This window comes from Streptomyces sp. BR1 (genome assembly GCF_052373795.1).
Taxonomy (GTDB): Bacteria; Actinomycetota; Actinomycetes; order Streptomycetales; family Streptomycetaceae; genus Streptomyces.
In genome coordinates, this window is the sequence record NZ_CM126252.1 from 4002370 (window position 1) to 4015324 (window position 12955).

The window sequence follows — 12955 nt, forward strand, 5'->3', positions numbered from 1 at the left end:
TGGCCCTTGCGTCCGTACGGACGTTGTACGCGCGTGGCGCCGCCCCGGGGACGGGGGTGGCGCCACGCGCGCGTGCGGCGTCTATCGCGTGCCCGGCCGTTCCCCCGCACTGCGCTCCACGCAGAACTCGTTGCCCTCCACGTCGGCCATCGTGACCCAGCCCGATCCGTCGGGGCGGCGGTGGTCCCCGGCGACGGTGGCGCCGAGCGCGAGCAGGCGGGCGACCTCCTCGTCGCGGGTGCGGTCCTCGGGCTGGAGGTCGAGGTGGACGCGGTTCTTGACCGACTTGGTGTCCGGGACCGTGACGAAGAGGAGCGCCGTGGACCCGGCCGTGACCAGCGCCTCGGGGTCGCCGGGGAAGTCCTCGTCGGAGAGGCTGCCGTCGAGGGCCGCGGCCCAGAACGTGGCCAGGCGGTACGCGTCGGCGCAGTCGAACGTCACATGACGTATCAGAGAGGTCATGGCCGTCACTATGTGCGCGACGGGTGGGTCTGGAAAGACGTGTGTTTCCGGACTTCCCGGCGATCAACGGGCATGGCCGGGACGGGGAGGTGCGCGGGCGTGCGAAACACCGTGGGCGTGGGCACGTGAATCGTTTCCGCGACGGAAAACGATCCCTCTGCCGAAGTGATTTCCTTGAACTCGGTGTGGGATGCGTCACGTTCCAGTTGAATGATCTGACGCGCGTCGGTGCGTCGGCGTGACGCGGCGACACGTCCTGCAGGGGGTGCCAGGATGAGTGCTTCCCGGAGCGAGACCACCAACGCCCTCGGTCCCGACGAACCGGACCGGGAGGGCGGGGGCACCGGCGGCCCGCCGACGGCCGAGCCCGAGCACGGCGGCGATCTGCTGGCCGCGCTGCTCGACGGCATGGACGCCGCGCTGTGCGCGTTCGACGCGGGCGGTGCGGTGACGCACTGGAACCGCGAGGCCGAGCGGATCCTCGGCTGGAGCGCCGAGGAGGCGGTCGGGCGGCAGGGCTTCGCGGGGTGGGCGGTGCGCGCCGCGGACGCCGGTGAGGTGGAGGGGCGGCTGATGGCCGCCATGGACGCGCCGGGCCGCGTGGTGCACGAGTTCGCGCTCCTGAAGAAGGACGGCGGCCGCGTTCTCGTACGGACGCAGTCGGCCGGGGTGCGCGGCGGCGACGGCAAACCGGCCGGGGTGTACTGCGCGTTCAGCGAGGTGCACGCGCAGATCGACCTGGAGCGGTCGATCGCGCTGAGCGAGGCGCTGTTCGAGGACGGGTCCTGGGGTGTGGTCCTGGTCGATGTGGATCTGCGGCCGACCGTCGTCAACGCGTACGCGGCGCGCGCGCTCGGGACCGGGCGGGTCACGGTACTGGGGCGGCCGCTGGGCGAGTTGATCGTGCAGGGCGTCGAGGAGCTGGAGGGCGCGCTGCACCATGTGCTGTCGGAGGGCGCGCCGACGTCGCCGACCGAGCTGTGGGTGACGCTGCGGACGGCCGAGGGCGAGCGGCGGCGCTGCTGGCGCAGCGGGTTCCTGCGGCTCGCCTCGCCGCTGGCGGAGGAGCCGGTGCCGCTGGGGGTCGCCTGGCTGTTCCAGGACGTGACGGACGCGAAGCTCGCCGACCAGGAGTCGGACCGGCTGCGGTTCCGCTGGAACCAGCTGTACCGGGCCTCGCGCGCGGCGGCGGAGTGCGAGGACCCGGTGGAGGCGGCGACCTCGTATCTGGACTTCGCGCTCGCCGGGTTCGCGGATCACGCGCTGGTCGATCTGGTGGTGGGCGAGGACCGGCTGCTGCGGATGGCGGCGTCCCCGGCGAGCGCGCCGGGCCCGGTCGCGCCGGTGGTGGGCGGCGGCATCCCGGTCGGGTACGCGCCGGGCCACCCGGCCCTGCAGTCGGTCGACCGCATCGGTTCGGTACGGGCGAGCGGGGGCGCGGGGGCGCAGACCTGGGCGCAGGAGCGCCAGTGGCCGCCGGACGCCCGCCATGCGCTGTGCACGGTCCTGCGCAGCCGGGGGCGCACGCTGGGGGTGCTCACGTTCCTGCGCGGCCCGGGCCGCCCGGCCTTCGAGCGCCCGGACGCGACGTACGCGGAGAGCGTGGCCGTACGGGTGGCGGTGTCGCTGGATCTGGGGGAGGCGCTGGGGGCCGAGCCCCGTCGCTGAGCCCCGTCAAGGCCCGCCCGGCTCACGGCCGCAAGCGGAAAGGCTTGCGGCCGCGAGCAGAACGGCCTACGGCCGGAAGAAGATCCGCTCCCGGTACTCCGCCATGACCCGCCCGTTCCACTCGTGCCCGCCGTCCACGTTCCCCGACCGCAGCAGCGGCGGCTCGATGCCGCGCTCGGCCAGGGACTCGGCGGCGGCCGCCATCATCGCCTGCATCAGCGCGCTGGTGACCACGGTCGAGGCGGGCCCGAAGGGGGCCTCGACGCCCTCGTGGGTGAGCTCCGCGTCCCCGATCGCGATCTTGCTGTCGAGGACGATGTCGCAGTGGTCGCGCAGGAACGTGCCGGAGACGTGCCGCGACTTGGTGCCCTCGGCGTACGCGACCGAGGTGACGCCGATGACCTTGAGACCGAGGGCGCGCGCGTTCATGGCCATCTCGACGGGCAGCGCGTTGCGGCCGGACAGCGAGATGATCACGACGACGTCGCCGGGCCGGGCGGGGCTGGAGTCCAGGACCGCGCTCGCGAGGCCGTCGACGCGCTCCAGGGCGGAGCCGAGGGTGGCGGGCATGACGTCGACGCCGACGGTGCCGGGGACGGCGAGCAGGTTCATCAGGGCGAGTCCGCCGGCCCGGTAGACGACGTCCTGGGCGGGCAGTGAGGAGTGGCCGGCGCCGAAGGCGAAGAGGCGGCCGCCCGAGGCGACCGCGTCGGCGACCGCGGTCCCGGCGGCGGCGATGTTCCCGGCCTCCTCGTCCCGTACCCGCTGGAGCAGCCCGATGGCGGCGTCGAAGAACTGACCGGCCAGTTTGCTCTCGCTCATCGCCTGGGCCCTTTCCGGGGTGAGAATCGGTGGGGTGGGTCGGGGGGAGTGCGCGGTGGGAATGTCGGTGCCGCCGCACACGTTGCGGTCTGGACCATTCCCGTGTCAATACGCCCTGCCGCGCGCACCGGCGCACGGCGGGGCGGGCCGGGCGCGGGCGGACGGCCCCGGTGTCGCGCGGGCCGGTCCTCCGCCGGGGCACGGTTGTCAGTGGTATGCGTCAGAATTGAGCCAGGGCCAGCGCACGAGTGCTTTTACCAGTCACAGCATCGAGGGGCACGTATGTCCGGACTGATCGACACGACGGAGATGTATCTCCGCACCATCCTCGAACTTGAGGAAGAGGGTGTGGTCCCCATGCGCGCCCGGATCGCCGAGCGCCTCGACCAGAGCGGGCCGACGGTGAGCCAGACGGTCGCGCGCATGGAGCGCGACGGTCTGGTGCAGGTCGCCGGGGACCGGCACCTGGAGCTGACCGACGAGGGCCGGCGCCTGGCGACCCGGGTGATGCGCAAGCACCGCCTCGCCGAGTGCCTGCTCGTCGACGTGATCGGCCTGGAGTGGGAGCAGGTGCACGCCGAGGCCTGCCGCTGGGAGCACGTGATGAGCGAGGCGGTGGAGCGCCGCGTCCTGGAGCTCCTGCGCCACCCCACCGAGTCGCCGTACGGCAACCCGATCCCGGGCCTGGAGGAGCTGGGCGAGAAGGCCGAGGCCGACGCGTTCCTGGAGGACGGGATCATCAGCCTGAACGAGCTGGAGGCGACGGCCGACGGCATGACCGTGGTCGTGCGCCGTATCGGCGAGCCGATCCAGACGGACGCGCAGCTGATGTACACGCTGCGCCGCGCGGGCGTGCAGCCCGGCGCCGTGGTCAGCGTGACCGCGTCCCCGGGCGGCGTCCTGGTCGGCAGCAGCGGCGAGGCCGCCGAGCTGGGCGCGGACGTGGCGTCGCACGTCTTCGTGGCCAAGCGGTAGGCCGCGTACGTACACCGTGGATCTGTGTGCGGGGGCGGGGCCGGGAGAGGGATTCCCGGCCCCGCCCCCGTTTCCCTTGGGGCACAAGGGAGTTGAGTAGATGTCCGGTCCTGGGCGGGTGCCCACGATTTCCGGTCGGAACGGCAGCGGTCGGGCGGATCGCGTGCCAGGCTGTCTTGAGGCATATGACCTGAAGGGTGTACGGCCGGGGAGGTGAGGGGATCGTGCGGACCGCCCCGGCTTCCCGTGCCCGCGCCGGTGACGCAGAGGGCCCCGACGCCTTGCGGCGCCGGGGCCTGCCCTCCCCGGTGCTGACCCGGAGCCCCGAGCTCTCGGGGTCAGCTCCCTCGGGTCGGCCTCTCGGTCGCCCGATGGCCGCCCGCCTCCCGCAGAAGATCTCCCCTCGGCGCGGGCCGTCAATCCTTGAGTCGGGTCACTCGAACGAGGGGTGTTGCGCGAGAGACGCCAGTTTTCGAATAGAGGTTCGATACCCTGCCGTGAACTGACCTCGGAGCTCGGGGGCTGAAGGGGGTGCCAGGACACATGGTGCGACGCATCGACGTGACGGGATCCGATGGCGTACGCCTCGCTGCCTGGGAGTTCGCGGACCCGCCCAAGGGCCGCCGGGAGTCCGACCCGGCGTCCGGGGTGCTGCTGCTCCACGGGCTGATGGGCCGCGCGGCGCACTGGGCGGCCACGGCCCGCTGGCTCGCCGAGCGGCACCGCGCGGTCGCCCTCGACCAGCGCGGCCACGGCCGCAGCGACAAGCCCGCCGAAGGGCCCTTCACGCGCGAGGCGTACGTGGCGGACGCCGAGGCCGCGATCGAACAGCTGAGCCTGGCCCCCGTCACCCTCGTCGGCCACTCCATGGGCGCCCTCACCGCCTGGCAGCTTGCGGCCCGCCGCCCCGACCTCGTACGGGCGCTGGTGATCTGCGACATGCGCGCCTCGGCGCTCGGCGCGGCCTCGCAGCGCGAGTGGGAGGACTGGTTCAAGTCCTGGCCGGTGCCGTTCGCGACGCTCGCGGACGTACGCAAGTGGTTCGGCGAGGACGACCCCTGGGTGGAGCGGCCAAGTCCGGCCCGGGGCGACTTCTTCGCCGAGGTGATGGCCGAGCGCGCCGACGGCTGGCGCCCGGTCTTCTCGCGCCGCCAGATGCTCAGGTCCCGCGAGACCTGGGTGTACGACGCGCACTGGGAGGAGCTGGCGCAGGTGCGCTGCCCCGCGCTCGTGGTGCGCGGCCTCGACGGCGAGCTCGGCCGGGCCGAGGCCCAGGAGATGGTCCGCCAGCTGCCGCTCGGGCAGTACGCGGAGGTGGCCGATGCCGGCCATCTCGTCCACTACGACCGGCCGGAGGGCTGGCGCGAGGTGGTCGAGCCGTTCCTGGAGGAGACGGCGGGCCACCCGGTCCCGTCGTCACCCTGAACTCAGCTGTGCGGCTTCGGTGTTGACGGGGGCGCGGGCGTCGCCCACACCGGGTACTGCTCGCCCGGCTGCATGTTCTCGTACAGCTGGGGGACCGTCACCAGCGTGTAGCCCGCGGCGCGCAGGCCCGTGATGATGCCGGGCACGGCGGGCACGGTCCATGGCAGGACGTCGTGCAGCAGGATCACGCCGCCCCGCCGCGCCCGCTCCAGGACGAGTTTGCGTACGAGCTCGGTGGTGCGGTTGTGGTAGTCCGTCGCCGTCACGTTCCACAGGATCTGGGAGAGCCCGAGCGCGCGGGTCGCGCCCGTGACGCGGGCGTCGGTGAGGCCCTTGGGCGGCCGCATCAGGGTGGGCTTGTGGCCGGTGAGCTGCTGGATCACCTGCTGCGTGAGGCTCAGCTGGCGCAGCACCTCGGCCTCGGGCAGCCCGGTCAGGACCGGGTGCGTCCAGGTGTGGTTGCCGATCACATGCCCCTGGGCGGCGATGCGCCGTACGAGATCGGGATACGTGTGTACGGGCTTGTCGCCGACCAGGAAGAACGTCGCCCGCACGCCTTCCTTGCCGAGTATGTCGAGCAGGTTCGCGGTGTACGGGCCGGGCCCGTCGTCGAAGGTGAGCGCGATGCACTTCGCCGCGCGGCACAGCGGGGTGTACGGCAGCGGACCCGGGCCCTGGGCTTCGGGGCGGTCGTGGAAGCCCGGGCTCTCGTCGCCCTCGTGCACATGCTGCGCGGTGTCGGCCTTCGGCGCGTCCGAGACCCGCTCGCCGGTGGCGCAGCCCACGCCGAACAGCAGTATGGAGGCGGCGAGCCCGGCGATCATGGCTCTCGGGGACACTCGATACGCGGTCACACAAAAGATCTACCCATGCTCGTCCCGGCGCGCATGCGGACGTCACCCGGCGGAGTGACCGGGAGCCCCGCCGGGCCACGAGTGCGGCCCGGCGGGGTCGGGGATCAGCCCCGGCTGACCGCGAGCAGGATCTCCGGCAGCCGCTTCGCCGTACGCGGTGCGGCCGCGCGCAGCCCCGCGTACGCGATGAGCAGCGCGTAGACCGCACCGGCGGGCAGGACCATCCACTGGGCGCCGTTCCCGGAGACGTGCAGCCAGATCGTCAGGGCGATCATCGGCAGGCACAGCAGACCGCTGGTGACCATGCCGCCGAGGATGGCGAGGAAGGCGATGCCGCCCTGGCCGGGCGCCACGTTCTTGCGGCTGTCCTGGGGAATCGAGTACGGGAACGTCGCCGAGGCGAACGCACCCGTCGCCAGCATCGCGCCGAGCAGCGCGAAGGAGAGCCCCAACGCCTCCGGGAACGCGGCCCACTTGCCGGTCAGCGAGCCCGTCACCACCGCGACCAGGACCGTGTACGGGGCCGTCACCAGGAGGATCGCCAGGGCGCGGGCGCGCAGCTCCAGATACGCGTCCCGGGAGGACGAGATCGTCTGGACGACCATCCAGAACGCCGAGGTGTCCTGGCCGAACTGGTTGTACATCTGCGCGCCCAGCATGAACGCGCCGAACGTGGCGAAGTACACCGAGCCGTGGCCCTGGAGGGCGTTGAAGACCGGCACGATGAGGCCGATGGCGAGCGAGGTGATCCAGGACGCCTTGGTCTTGGGGTCGCGCCACACGTAGCGCAGGGTGCGCAGCATGACGGTGCCGGTGCGGTTCTGCGGCAGCAGTCCGGCGAGTCCCGGCTTGGACTCCTTGCGGGCGGCGTCGGGGCGCAGCGTGGAGCCGTCCGGGGTCGTCATCAACTGGGTGAGCGAGCGCTGCCAGGCGTAGAGCAGGACACTCAACGCGACGGCGGTGAGCAGGAGTTGGATCGCCATACGGCCGTACGATCCCTGGCTCGCCGAATCCACCGCGCCGATCGCGGCGGCCGGCGGCACCCAGCGGATGACCTTCGCGGCCGGGTCGAGTGCGGACAGGCCGCCGGAGTCGCCGAGCTTCTGCATGCCGAAGTTGACGAACTGGAAGCCCACCGCGATCACCAGGCCGCTGAGCACCGCGAGGTCGCGGCCCTTGCGGGAGGTCAGCAGCCGGGTGTTGGCGGCCGCGACCGTGCGGGCGAGCGCCACGCACACCAGGATCGTCAGCGGCACCGCGACGACCGCGACGAGGGCGGCCACCGCGCTGTGCGCGACCGCGATGCCCGAGCCGAGCACCAGGCAGAGCGTGAACAGCGGCCCGATGCCGACGAGGGACGCCGCGAGCAGCGCCGCGATCAGCGGGCGCGGCCGCAGCGGCAGCATGACGAGCCGGGTCGCGTCCAGGGTCTCGTCGCCGCTCGGGAAGAACAGCGGCATCACGGTCCAGGCGAGCGCGAGGACGGCGGTGGCGAGGACCGCGACCGTGCCCGCGTGCGCGTTGTCGCGCAGCGCGAGCAGGCCGATCAGCTGGAGGGCCGCGAAGAGCAGGGCGAGCACGGCCGAGACGATGTAGGCGGTGCGGCGCCCGCCGGACTGGCGCAGCCCGTTCTTGAGCAGCGAGAGCTTGAGCCGGACGAAGACGGGGGTGAGCGGGACGGTGCCCACGGGGGCGGGCGTCGCTTCGGCGGTCGTGGTCATCGCGCCGCACCGCCGCCCAGCCAGTCGAGCGCGTCGCCGGCGTCCCGGTCATGGGCGCCCACGAGTTCGAGGAAAGCGTTCTGCAAGGAGTCGGAGCCGCCCCGGACCTCGGCGAGGGTGCCCTGGGCGCGGATGCGTCCGGCGGCCATCACGGCGACCCAGTCGCACAGCGACTCGACGAGCTCCATGACGTGGCTGGAGAAGACGACGGTGGCGCCGGAGGCGGTGTAGCGCTCCAGGACCCGGCGGATCGTCGCCGCCGAGACCGGGTCGACGCCCTCGAACGGCTCGTCCAGGAACAGCACTTCGGGGTTGTGGAGCAGCGCGGCCGCGAGCCCGATCTTCTTGCGCATACCCGTCGAGTAGTCCACGACGAGCTTGTGCTGGGCGCCCGCCAGGTCCAGGACGTCCAGGAGCTGGGTGGCCCGCTTGTCGACCTCGGCGCCCGGCAGCCCGCGCAGCCGCCCGGTGTACGCGAGCAGTTCGCGTCCCGAGAGGCGCTCGAAGAGCCGCAGCCCCTCCGGCAGCACGCCGATCCGCGCCTTCACGGCGACCGGGTCGCGCCAGACGTCGTGGCCGCCGATCTCGACGCTGCCCATGTCGGGCCGGAGCAGCCCGGTCACCATCGACAGCGTGGTGGTCTTGCCGGCCCCGTTGGGACCCACGAGGCCGATGAACTTCCCCGCCGGGAGCTCCAGATCGATCCCGGCCACGGCGATCTGCTCGCCGAAGCGCTTCCACAGACCCCGCACCCGGACGGCGGGCGGGGTGCCCGGTACACCGCCCGCGGTGTCGGAAGAGTCACCGAATGTCTGGTCCGGCATGGTGCTGCCTTTCGTCCCCGTCCGTACGTCTGTCCGTACGTCCACGGGGACCAGCCTACGAGCGGCGCAACCGGGCGGAGGCGGCCTCACGGCCACAGGCGTAGGCAAGCGGACTGATCAATTCCTCCGCATCGGGCAGCCAGCGGTTGGCCGGGGTGGGGCGCCGGGCCCACTGGACCGCGCCATGGCCGCCGACGCGGGTCGGCGGGGCCGCCACGTAATGCCCCTCGCCCCGGGTGATCAGATCGATCGAGGCCGCCGTCCAGCCCAGCTTGCGTACGAGATCGGGGACCTTCACGCCGGCTCCGGGCAGCACGAAGAAGAGCATCCGGCGGTCCGGGGTGCAGGTGACCGGGCCGAGGGTGAGCTCCATCCGCTCCATCCGGGCAAGCGCGAGGAAGCCCGCCGACTCCGGTACGTCGATCGCGTCGAAGGTCCGTCCGGTGGGCAGCAGGATCGACGCCTTGGGCTGCTTCGACCACAACCGGCGGGCGGCGACGGCGCTGCCGGTGGCCTGGGTCGCCCAGTCCGGCCGGGACGGGTGCGCGCCCGGCGAGGGGCAGGCGGCATCGCCGCACGAGCAGTGCTCGACCCCTTCGGCCGCCTCCAGCCAGGTGCCGGGGAACACGTCCCAGTGCCGCTCTTCCGCGTACCGCACCGCGCTGTCGAGGAGCTGGTCGCCGCGCTGCTTGGGGATCTGTGCGGCTTCCGTGCCTGTGATGGTCTCTTCCACGCAGAACTCAACTACCGCCATCACCTCGGGTTACGGGCGCGCCGCTTGCGGGGCAGGAGCATCGATCCTGCATCCGGGGCGCATGGGTGCATGGACGGGGGCGCGCGCGAGGTCGCACCTCTCGTTGCGGGTAGGCACATGCGGGGGGATCCCACAGAAACACGGCAATGCCACAGAGGTACGACCGTTCGGCCATTTATGCGACAAGTCGTCCGATTTCCTGTGCATTTCCTGGTTCCAACGCTTTCCTTCGGTTCCTTCGCATTCTCTGCCTTTTCGCAGGGCAGTGATCACAGGAGTGATCAACTGCCGCCTCAGGGGGTTCACATGGCAGCCAGGCCTCTAGTCGCCCGCCAGCCCAATGAACGGCTGCAGGCGCTCATCCAGGAAGCCGGGTGCTCCAACGCGGGTCTCGCCCGGCGCGTCAACATGGTCGGCGCCGAACGCGGGCTCGACCTTCGGTACGACAAGACATCGGTGGCGCGCTGGCTCCGCGGCCAGCAGCCCAGGGGACGGGCGCCGGGGATCATCGCCGAGGCGCTCGGGCGCAAGCTCGGGCGGACGGTGACGATCGACGAGATCGGCATGGCCAACGGCAAGAACCTGGCGTCGGGGGTGGGCCTGCAGTTCTCGCCCACCGTCCTCGGCGCCATCGAGCAGGTCTGCGAGCTGTGGCGCAGCGACGTGGGCCGCCGCGACTTCCTGACCGGCTCCACGGTCGCCGCGTCCGCCCTCGTCGAGCCGAGCCGCGACTGGCTGATCACCGGGGCGGACGCGCAGGTCGCGCGGAGCGCCGGGCAGCGGGTCGGGGTCGCGGACGTCGACGCGGTACGGGCGATGACCGAGGCGCTGGTCGAGCTCGACCACCGGTTCGGCTCCGGGCATGTCCGCCCGGTCGTCGTCCACTACCTCAACAGCGTGGTCTCCGGGCTGCTCGCGGGCTCGTACCGCGAGACGGTCGGGCGCCAGCTGTTCGCGGCGGTGGCGCGGCTCACGGAACTGGCGGGCTACATGGCCGTCGACACCGGCCAGCCGGGTCTGGCCCAGCGCTACTACATCCAGGCCCTGCGGCTCGCCCAGGCGGCCGGGGACCGCGGCTACGGCGGTTACGTGCTCGCCGCCTCCATGAGCCACCTCGCCGCGCAGCTGGGCAACCCGCGCGAGATCGCCCAGCTGGCCCGGGCCGCCCAGGAAGGTTCCCGGGGCCGGGTCACCCCGCGCGCGGAGGCGATGTTCTTCGCGGCCGAGGCACGCGGCCACGCGCTCCTGGGCGACGCGCGCACCTGCCAGACCGTGGCCGGGCGGGCGCTCGCGGCGATGGAGGCGGCGTCGGCGGACTCCGGCGACGACCCGTCCTGGATCGCCCACTTCGACCACGCCTACCTCTCCGACGAACTCGCGCACTGCCACCGCGACCTCGGCCAGCCCGAGGCGGCGGCGCGGCGCGCCGAGGAGTCGCTGGCGGGCCACCCCGAGACCCGCGCACGGCGCCGGGCGATCGGACTCGTCCTGCTGGCCACGGCCCAGGTCCAGCAGCGCGAAGTGGAACTGGCCTGCGCCACCGGCACGCGCGCGGTGGACCTCCTGTCCACCCTGCGCACCAACCGGGGCGCGGACTACCTGGACGACCTCCAGCAGCGCCTTGAGCCGTACGCGGACGAGCCCGCGGTACGGGAGTTCGGGGCGCGCCTGGAGTTGCAGGCGGCGTGAGGGGCGAGCCGCGCCCCGTGAGGGGCGCGGCTCGCAGGCGTGCGATACGGCACGGGAAGCGCGCCGGTGGGAACCGGAGGGAGCGCGTCGGGCGTCCCGGGACAGGTGGGCGTGGCACCCCGATGGGGGACCCGGTAGCGTGACCCGACGTTCCGTAGATCCCACGCGTAGGAGTCCCGGTGACGCAGAGCCGACAGGGTGACGAGCCGCAGCTGCCCGCTGTACGGCCCGCACACGAGGGCGTCGTGCTGCCCGCCGAAGGATCCGCCCCCTGGCCCCCGGCCCCGCAGGCGGCGCCGCCCGCCGGGCAGTCCTGGGGCCAGCCGTGGGGCCCGGAGCGGCCCGAGCAGCCCGCGCAGGCCCCGGCCGCGCAAGGGCCCGCGACCGTCTGGGCCCAGCCGCTGCCCGCCGAGACCACGGACGCCACGCAGTACATCCCGCCGGTCCCGGCGTCCGACAGCGGCTCGGAGGCGACGCAGTACCTGAGCGCACCCCCGCCCGGCGCCTCGGAGGCGACCCAGTACATCGCGCCCCCGCCCGGCGCCTCCGAGGCCACGCAGTTCATCGCGCCCGTGCCCCCGGCCCCCGGTGCCTCGGACGCCACCCAGTACATCGCTCCCGTCCCCGGCCCGGCCGGTGCCTCGGACGCGACGCGGTTCATCGACCCCGTGCCCCCGGCCCCCGGCGGCGCGGAGGCCACCCAGTTCCTCGCGCCCGTGCCCCCGGCGCCCCCGGGCGCCCTGCCGCCGGAGACGAGCGGCGCCGCCGCGACCCAGTACCTGCCGCCGGTCCCGGCCGCCTCGGCGGTCCCCGCGCCCCCGCAGGACGCCCCGTACGGCATACGCCCGGGCGCCCCCGGGGAGCGGCAGCCTCCCGCCGAGTTCGACAGCCTCTTCCGCACCGACGGTGCGCCGCAGCCCCAACGCGGCGGCGAGACCCAGCAGTTGGGCCGGTTCAGCACGGCCCCCTCGGTCCAGGTGCAGCCGCAGTCGCAGCCGCCGCAGTTCCAGCAGCCGCCGTCGGCCCAGCAGTACCAGCAGCAGCCCCCGCCGCCCGGCGACTCGTACGCGTACGACTCCTACGACGACGAGCCCCGGCGCCGCTCGCGGCTCGGCATCATCGCGGCCGCCGGCGTCGGCCTCGCGGTCGTCGGGCTCGGCGCCGGGTACCTCCTCAGCGGGGGCGGCGGCGACAGCAAGAAGGACGACAACACCCCGATCGCCGCGACCACGCCGACCGCCGGCGGCGACAGTGGCGCAAAGCCCGGCGACGACCCCGCCAAGGCGCAGGCCGTCGAGCTCGACAAGCTCCTCGCCGACAGCAACAACAGCCGCGACGCGGTGATCGGCGCGGTCGCGAACATCCGCAACTGCGACAAGCTGGACGTGGCCGCGTCCACGCTGCGCGACGCGGCCAAGCAGCGCGGCGATCTGGTCACCCGGCTCCAGCAGGTGGCCGTCGACAAGCTGCCGAACAACGCCAAGCTCACCGCCCAGCTCACCAAGGCGTGGCAGGCGTCCGCCTCCGCCGACAACCACTACGCCTCCTGGGCCGACCAGTCCGGCAAGGGCAAGGCCTGCAAGCACGGCGGCCACGCCCGTTACGGACCGGAGGCGGCCCAGGGCGACCGCTCCAGCGGCGAGGCGACCGTCGCCAAGCAGCAGGCGTCGGGCCTGTGGAACGCGATCGCGGGCAAGTACGGCCTCACGAAGCGCTCCTCGTCCCAGCTCTGAGGCGTCCGGCTCAGAGGTTCACCGCTCT

At 73.2% G+C, this 12955-nt stretch carries 11 protein-coding genes; 5 read left to right on the forward strand and 6 right to left on the reverse strand.

Annotated features, from left to right (window positions below):
• Positions 1-81: 81 nt before the first annotated feature.
• Positions 82-462 carry a VOC family protein gene (locus ACT1U9_RS17570; protein ID WP_444533677.1) on the reverse strand — a complete coding sequence of 127 codons (381 nt, stop codon included), beginning with the start codon at positions 460-462 and terminating at the stop codon, positions 82-84.
• 273 nt (positions 463-735) lie between these two features.
• Here ACT1U9_RS17570 and ACT1U9_RS17575 point away from each other — a divergent pair, with 273 nt between their 5' ends.
• On the forward strand, positions 736-2130 hold the full coding sequence (locus ACT1U9_RS17575; protein ID WP_444533678.1) for a PAS domain-containing protein: 1395 nt from the start codon (positions 736-738) through the stop codon (positions 2128-2130).
• A 66-nt stretch (positions 2131-2196) separates the two neighbouring features.
• Here the strand turns inward: ACT1U9_RS17575 and ACT1U9_RS17580 are convergent, their stop codons facing one another.
• A complete protein-coding gene (locus ACT1U9_RS17580; protein ID WP_188277090.1) occupies positions 2197-2952 on the reverse strand; it encodes an SIS domain-containing protein in 756 nt (251 codons plus the stop codon).
• Between the two features lie 282 nt (positions 2953-3234).
• Here ACT1U9_RS17580 and ACT1U9_RS17585 point away from each other — a divergent pair, with 282 nt between their 5' ends.
• Positions 3235-3927, forward strand: a complete 693-nt coding sequence (locus ACT1U9_RS17585) for a metal-dependent transcriptional regulator (protein WP_188277091.1) — start codon at positions 3235-3237, stop codon at positions 3925-3927.
• A gap of 543 nt (positions 3928-4470) precedes the next feature.
• Positions 4471-5352, forward strand: coding sequence for an alpha/beta fold hydrolase (locus ACT1U9_RS17590; RefSeq protein WP_444533679.1), 882 nt, complete (start codon positions 4471-4473; stop codon positions 5350-5352).
• 2 nt (positions 5353-5354) lie between these two features.
• Here ACT1U9_RS17590 and ACT1U9_RS17595 read toward each other — a convergent pair whose 3' ends face one another.
• From ACT1U9_RS17595 to ACT1U9_RS17610, 4 genes are all read right to left on the reverse strand, one after another.
• Positions 5355-6206, reverse strand: coding sequence for a polysaccharide deacetylase family protein (locus ACT1U9_RS17595; protein ID WP_444533680.1), 852 nt, complete (start codon positions 6204-6206; stop codon positions 5355-5357).
• A gap of 104 nt (positions 6207-6310) precedes the next feature.
• Positions 6311-7927, reverse strand: coding sequence for a transporter (locus tag ACT1U9_RS17600; RefSeq protein WP_444533681.1), 1617 nt, complete (start codon positions 7925-7927; stop codon positions 6311-6313).
• A complete protein-coding gene (locus ACT1U9_RS17605; protein ID WP_444539147.1) occupies positions 7924-8751 on the reverse strand; it encodes an ABC transporter ATP-binding protein in 828 nt (275 codons plus the stop codon). The genes ACT1U9_RS17600 and ACT1U9_RS17605 overlap by 4 nt, the downstream gene beginning before the upstream one ends.
• 55 nt (positions 8752-8806) lie before the next feature.
• Entirely contained in the window at positions 8807-9505 is a 699-nt protein-coding gene (locus tag ACT1U9_RS17610; protein ID WP_444533682.1) for a bifunctional DNA primase/polymerase, read from the reverse strand.
• Positions 9506-9811: 306 nt separating this feature from the next.
• On the opposite strand from ACT1U9_RS17610, the gene ACT1U9_RS17615 reads away from it, so the two are divergent.
• Entirely contained in the window at positions 9812-11194 is a 1383-nt protein-coding gene (locus ACT1U9_RS17615; RefSeq protein WP_444533683.1) for a transcriptional regulator, read from the forward strand.
• 179 nt (positions 11195-11373) lie between these two features.
• A complete protein-coding gene (locus tag ACT1U9_RS17620; RefSeq protein ID WP_444533684.1) occupies positions 11374-12927 on the forward strand; it encodes a hypothetical protein in 1554 nt (517 codons plus the stop codon).
• Positions 12928-12955: the final 28 nt, after the last annotated feature.

Coding starts and splice junctions, on each gene's coding strand:
- ACT1U9_RS17570 (WP_444533677.1), bottom strand. CDS start 462: ATGACCTCTCTGATACGTCATGTGACGTTCGACTGCGCCGACGCGTAC.
- ACT1U9_RS17575 (WP_444533678.1), top strand. CDS start 736: ATGAGTGCTTCCCGGAGCGAGACCACCAACGCCCTCGGTCCCGACGAA.
- ACT1U9_RS17580 (WP_188277090.1), bottom strand. CDS start 2,952: ATGAGCGAGAGCAAACTGGCCGGTCAGTTCTTCGACGCCGCCATCGGG.
- ACT1U9_RS17585 (WP_188277091.1), top strand. CDS start 3,235: ATGTCCGGACTGATCGACACGACGGAGATGTATCTCCGCACCATCCTC.
- ACT1U9_RS17590 (WP_444533679.1), top strand. CDS start 4,471: ATGGTGCGACGCATCGACGTGACGGGATCCGATGGCGTACGCCTCGCT.
- ACT1U9_RS17600 (WP_444533681.1), bottom strand. CDS start 7,927: ATGACCACGACCGCCGAAGCGACGCCCGCCCCCGTGGGCACCGTCCCG.
- ACT1U9_RS17605 (WP_444539147.1), bottom strand. CDS start 8,751: ATGCCGGACCAGACATTCGGTGACTCTTCCGACACCGCGGGCGGTGTA.
- ACT1U9_RS17610 (WP_444533682.1), bottom strand. CDS start 9,505: ATGGCGGTAGTTGAGTTCTGCGTGGAAGAGACCATCACAGGCACGGAA.
- ACT1U9_RS17615 (WP_444533683.1), top strand. CDS start 9,812: ATGGCAGCCAGGCCTCTAGTCGCCCGCCAGCCCAATGAACGGCTGCAG.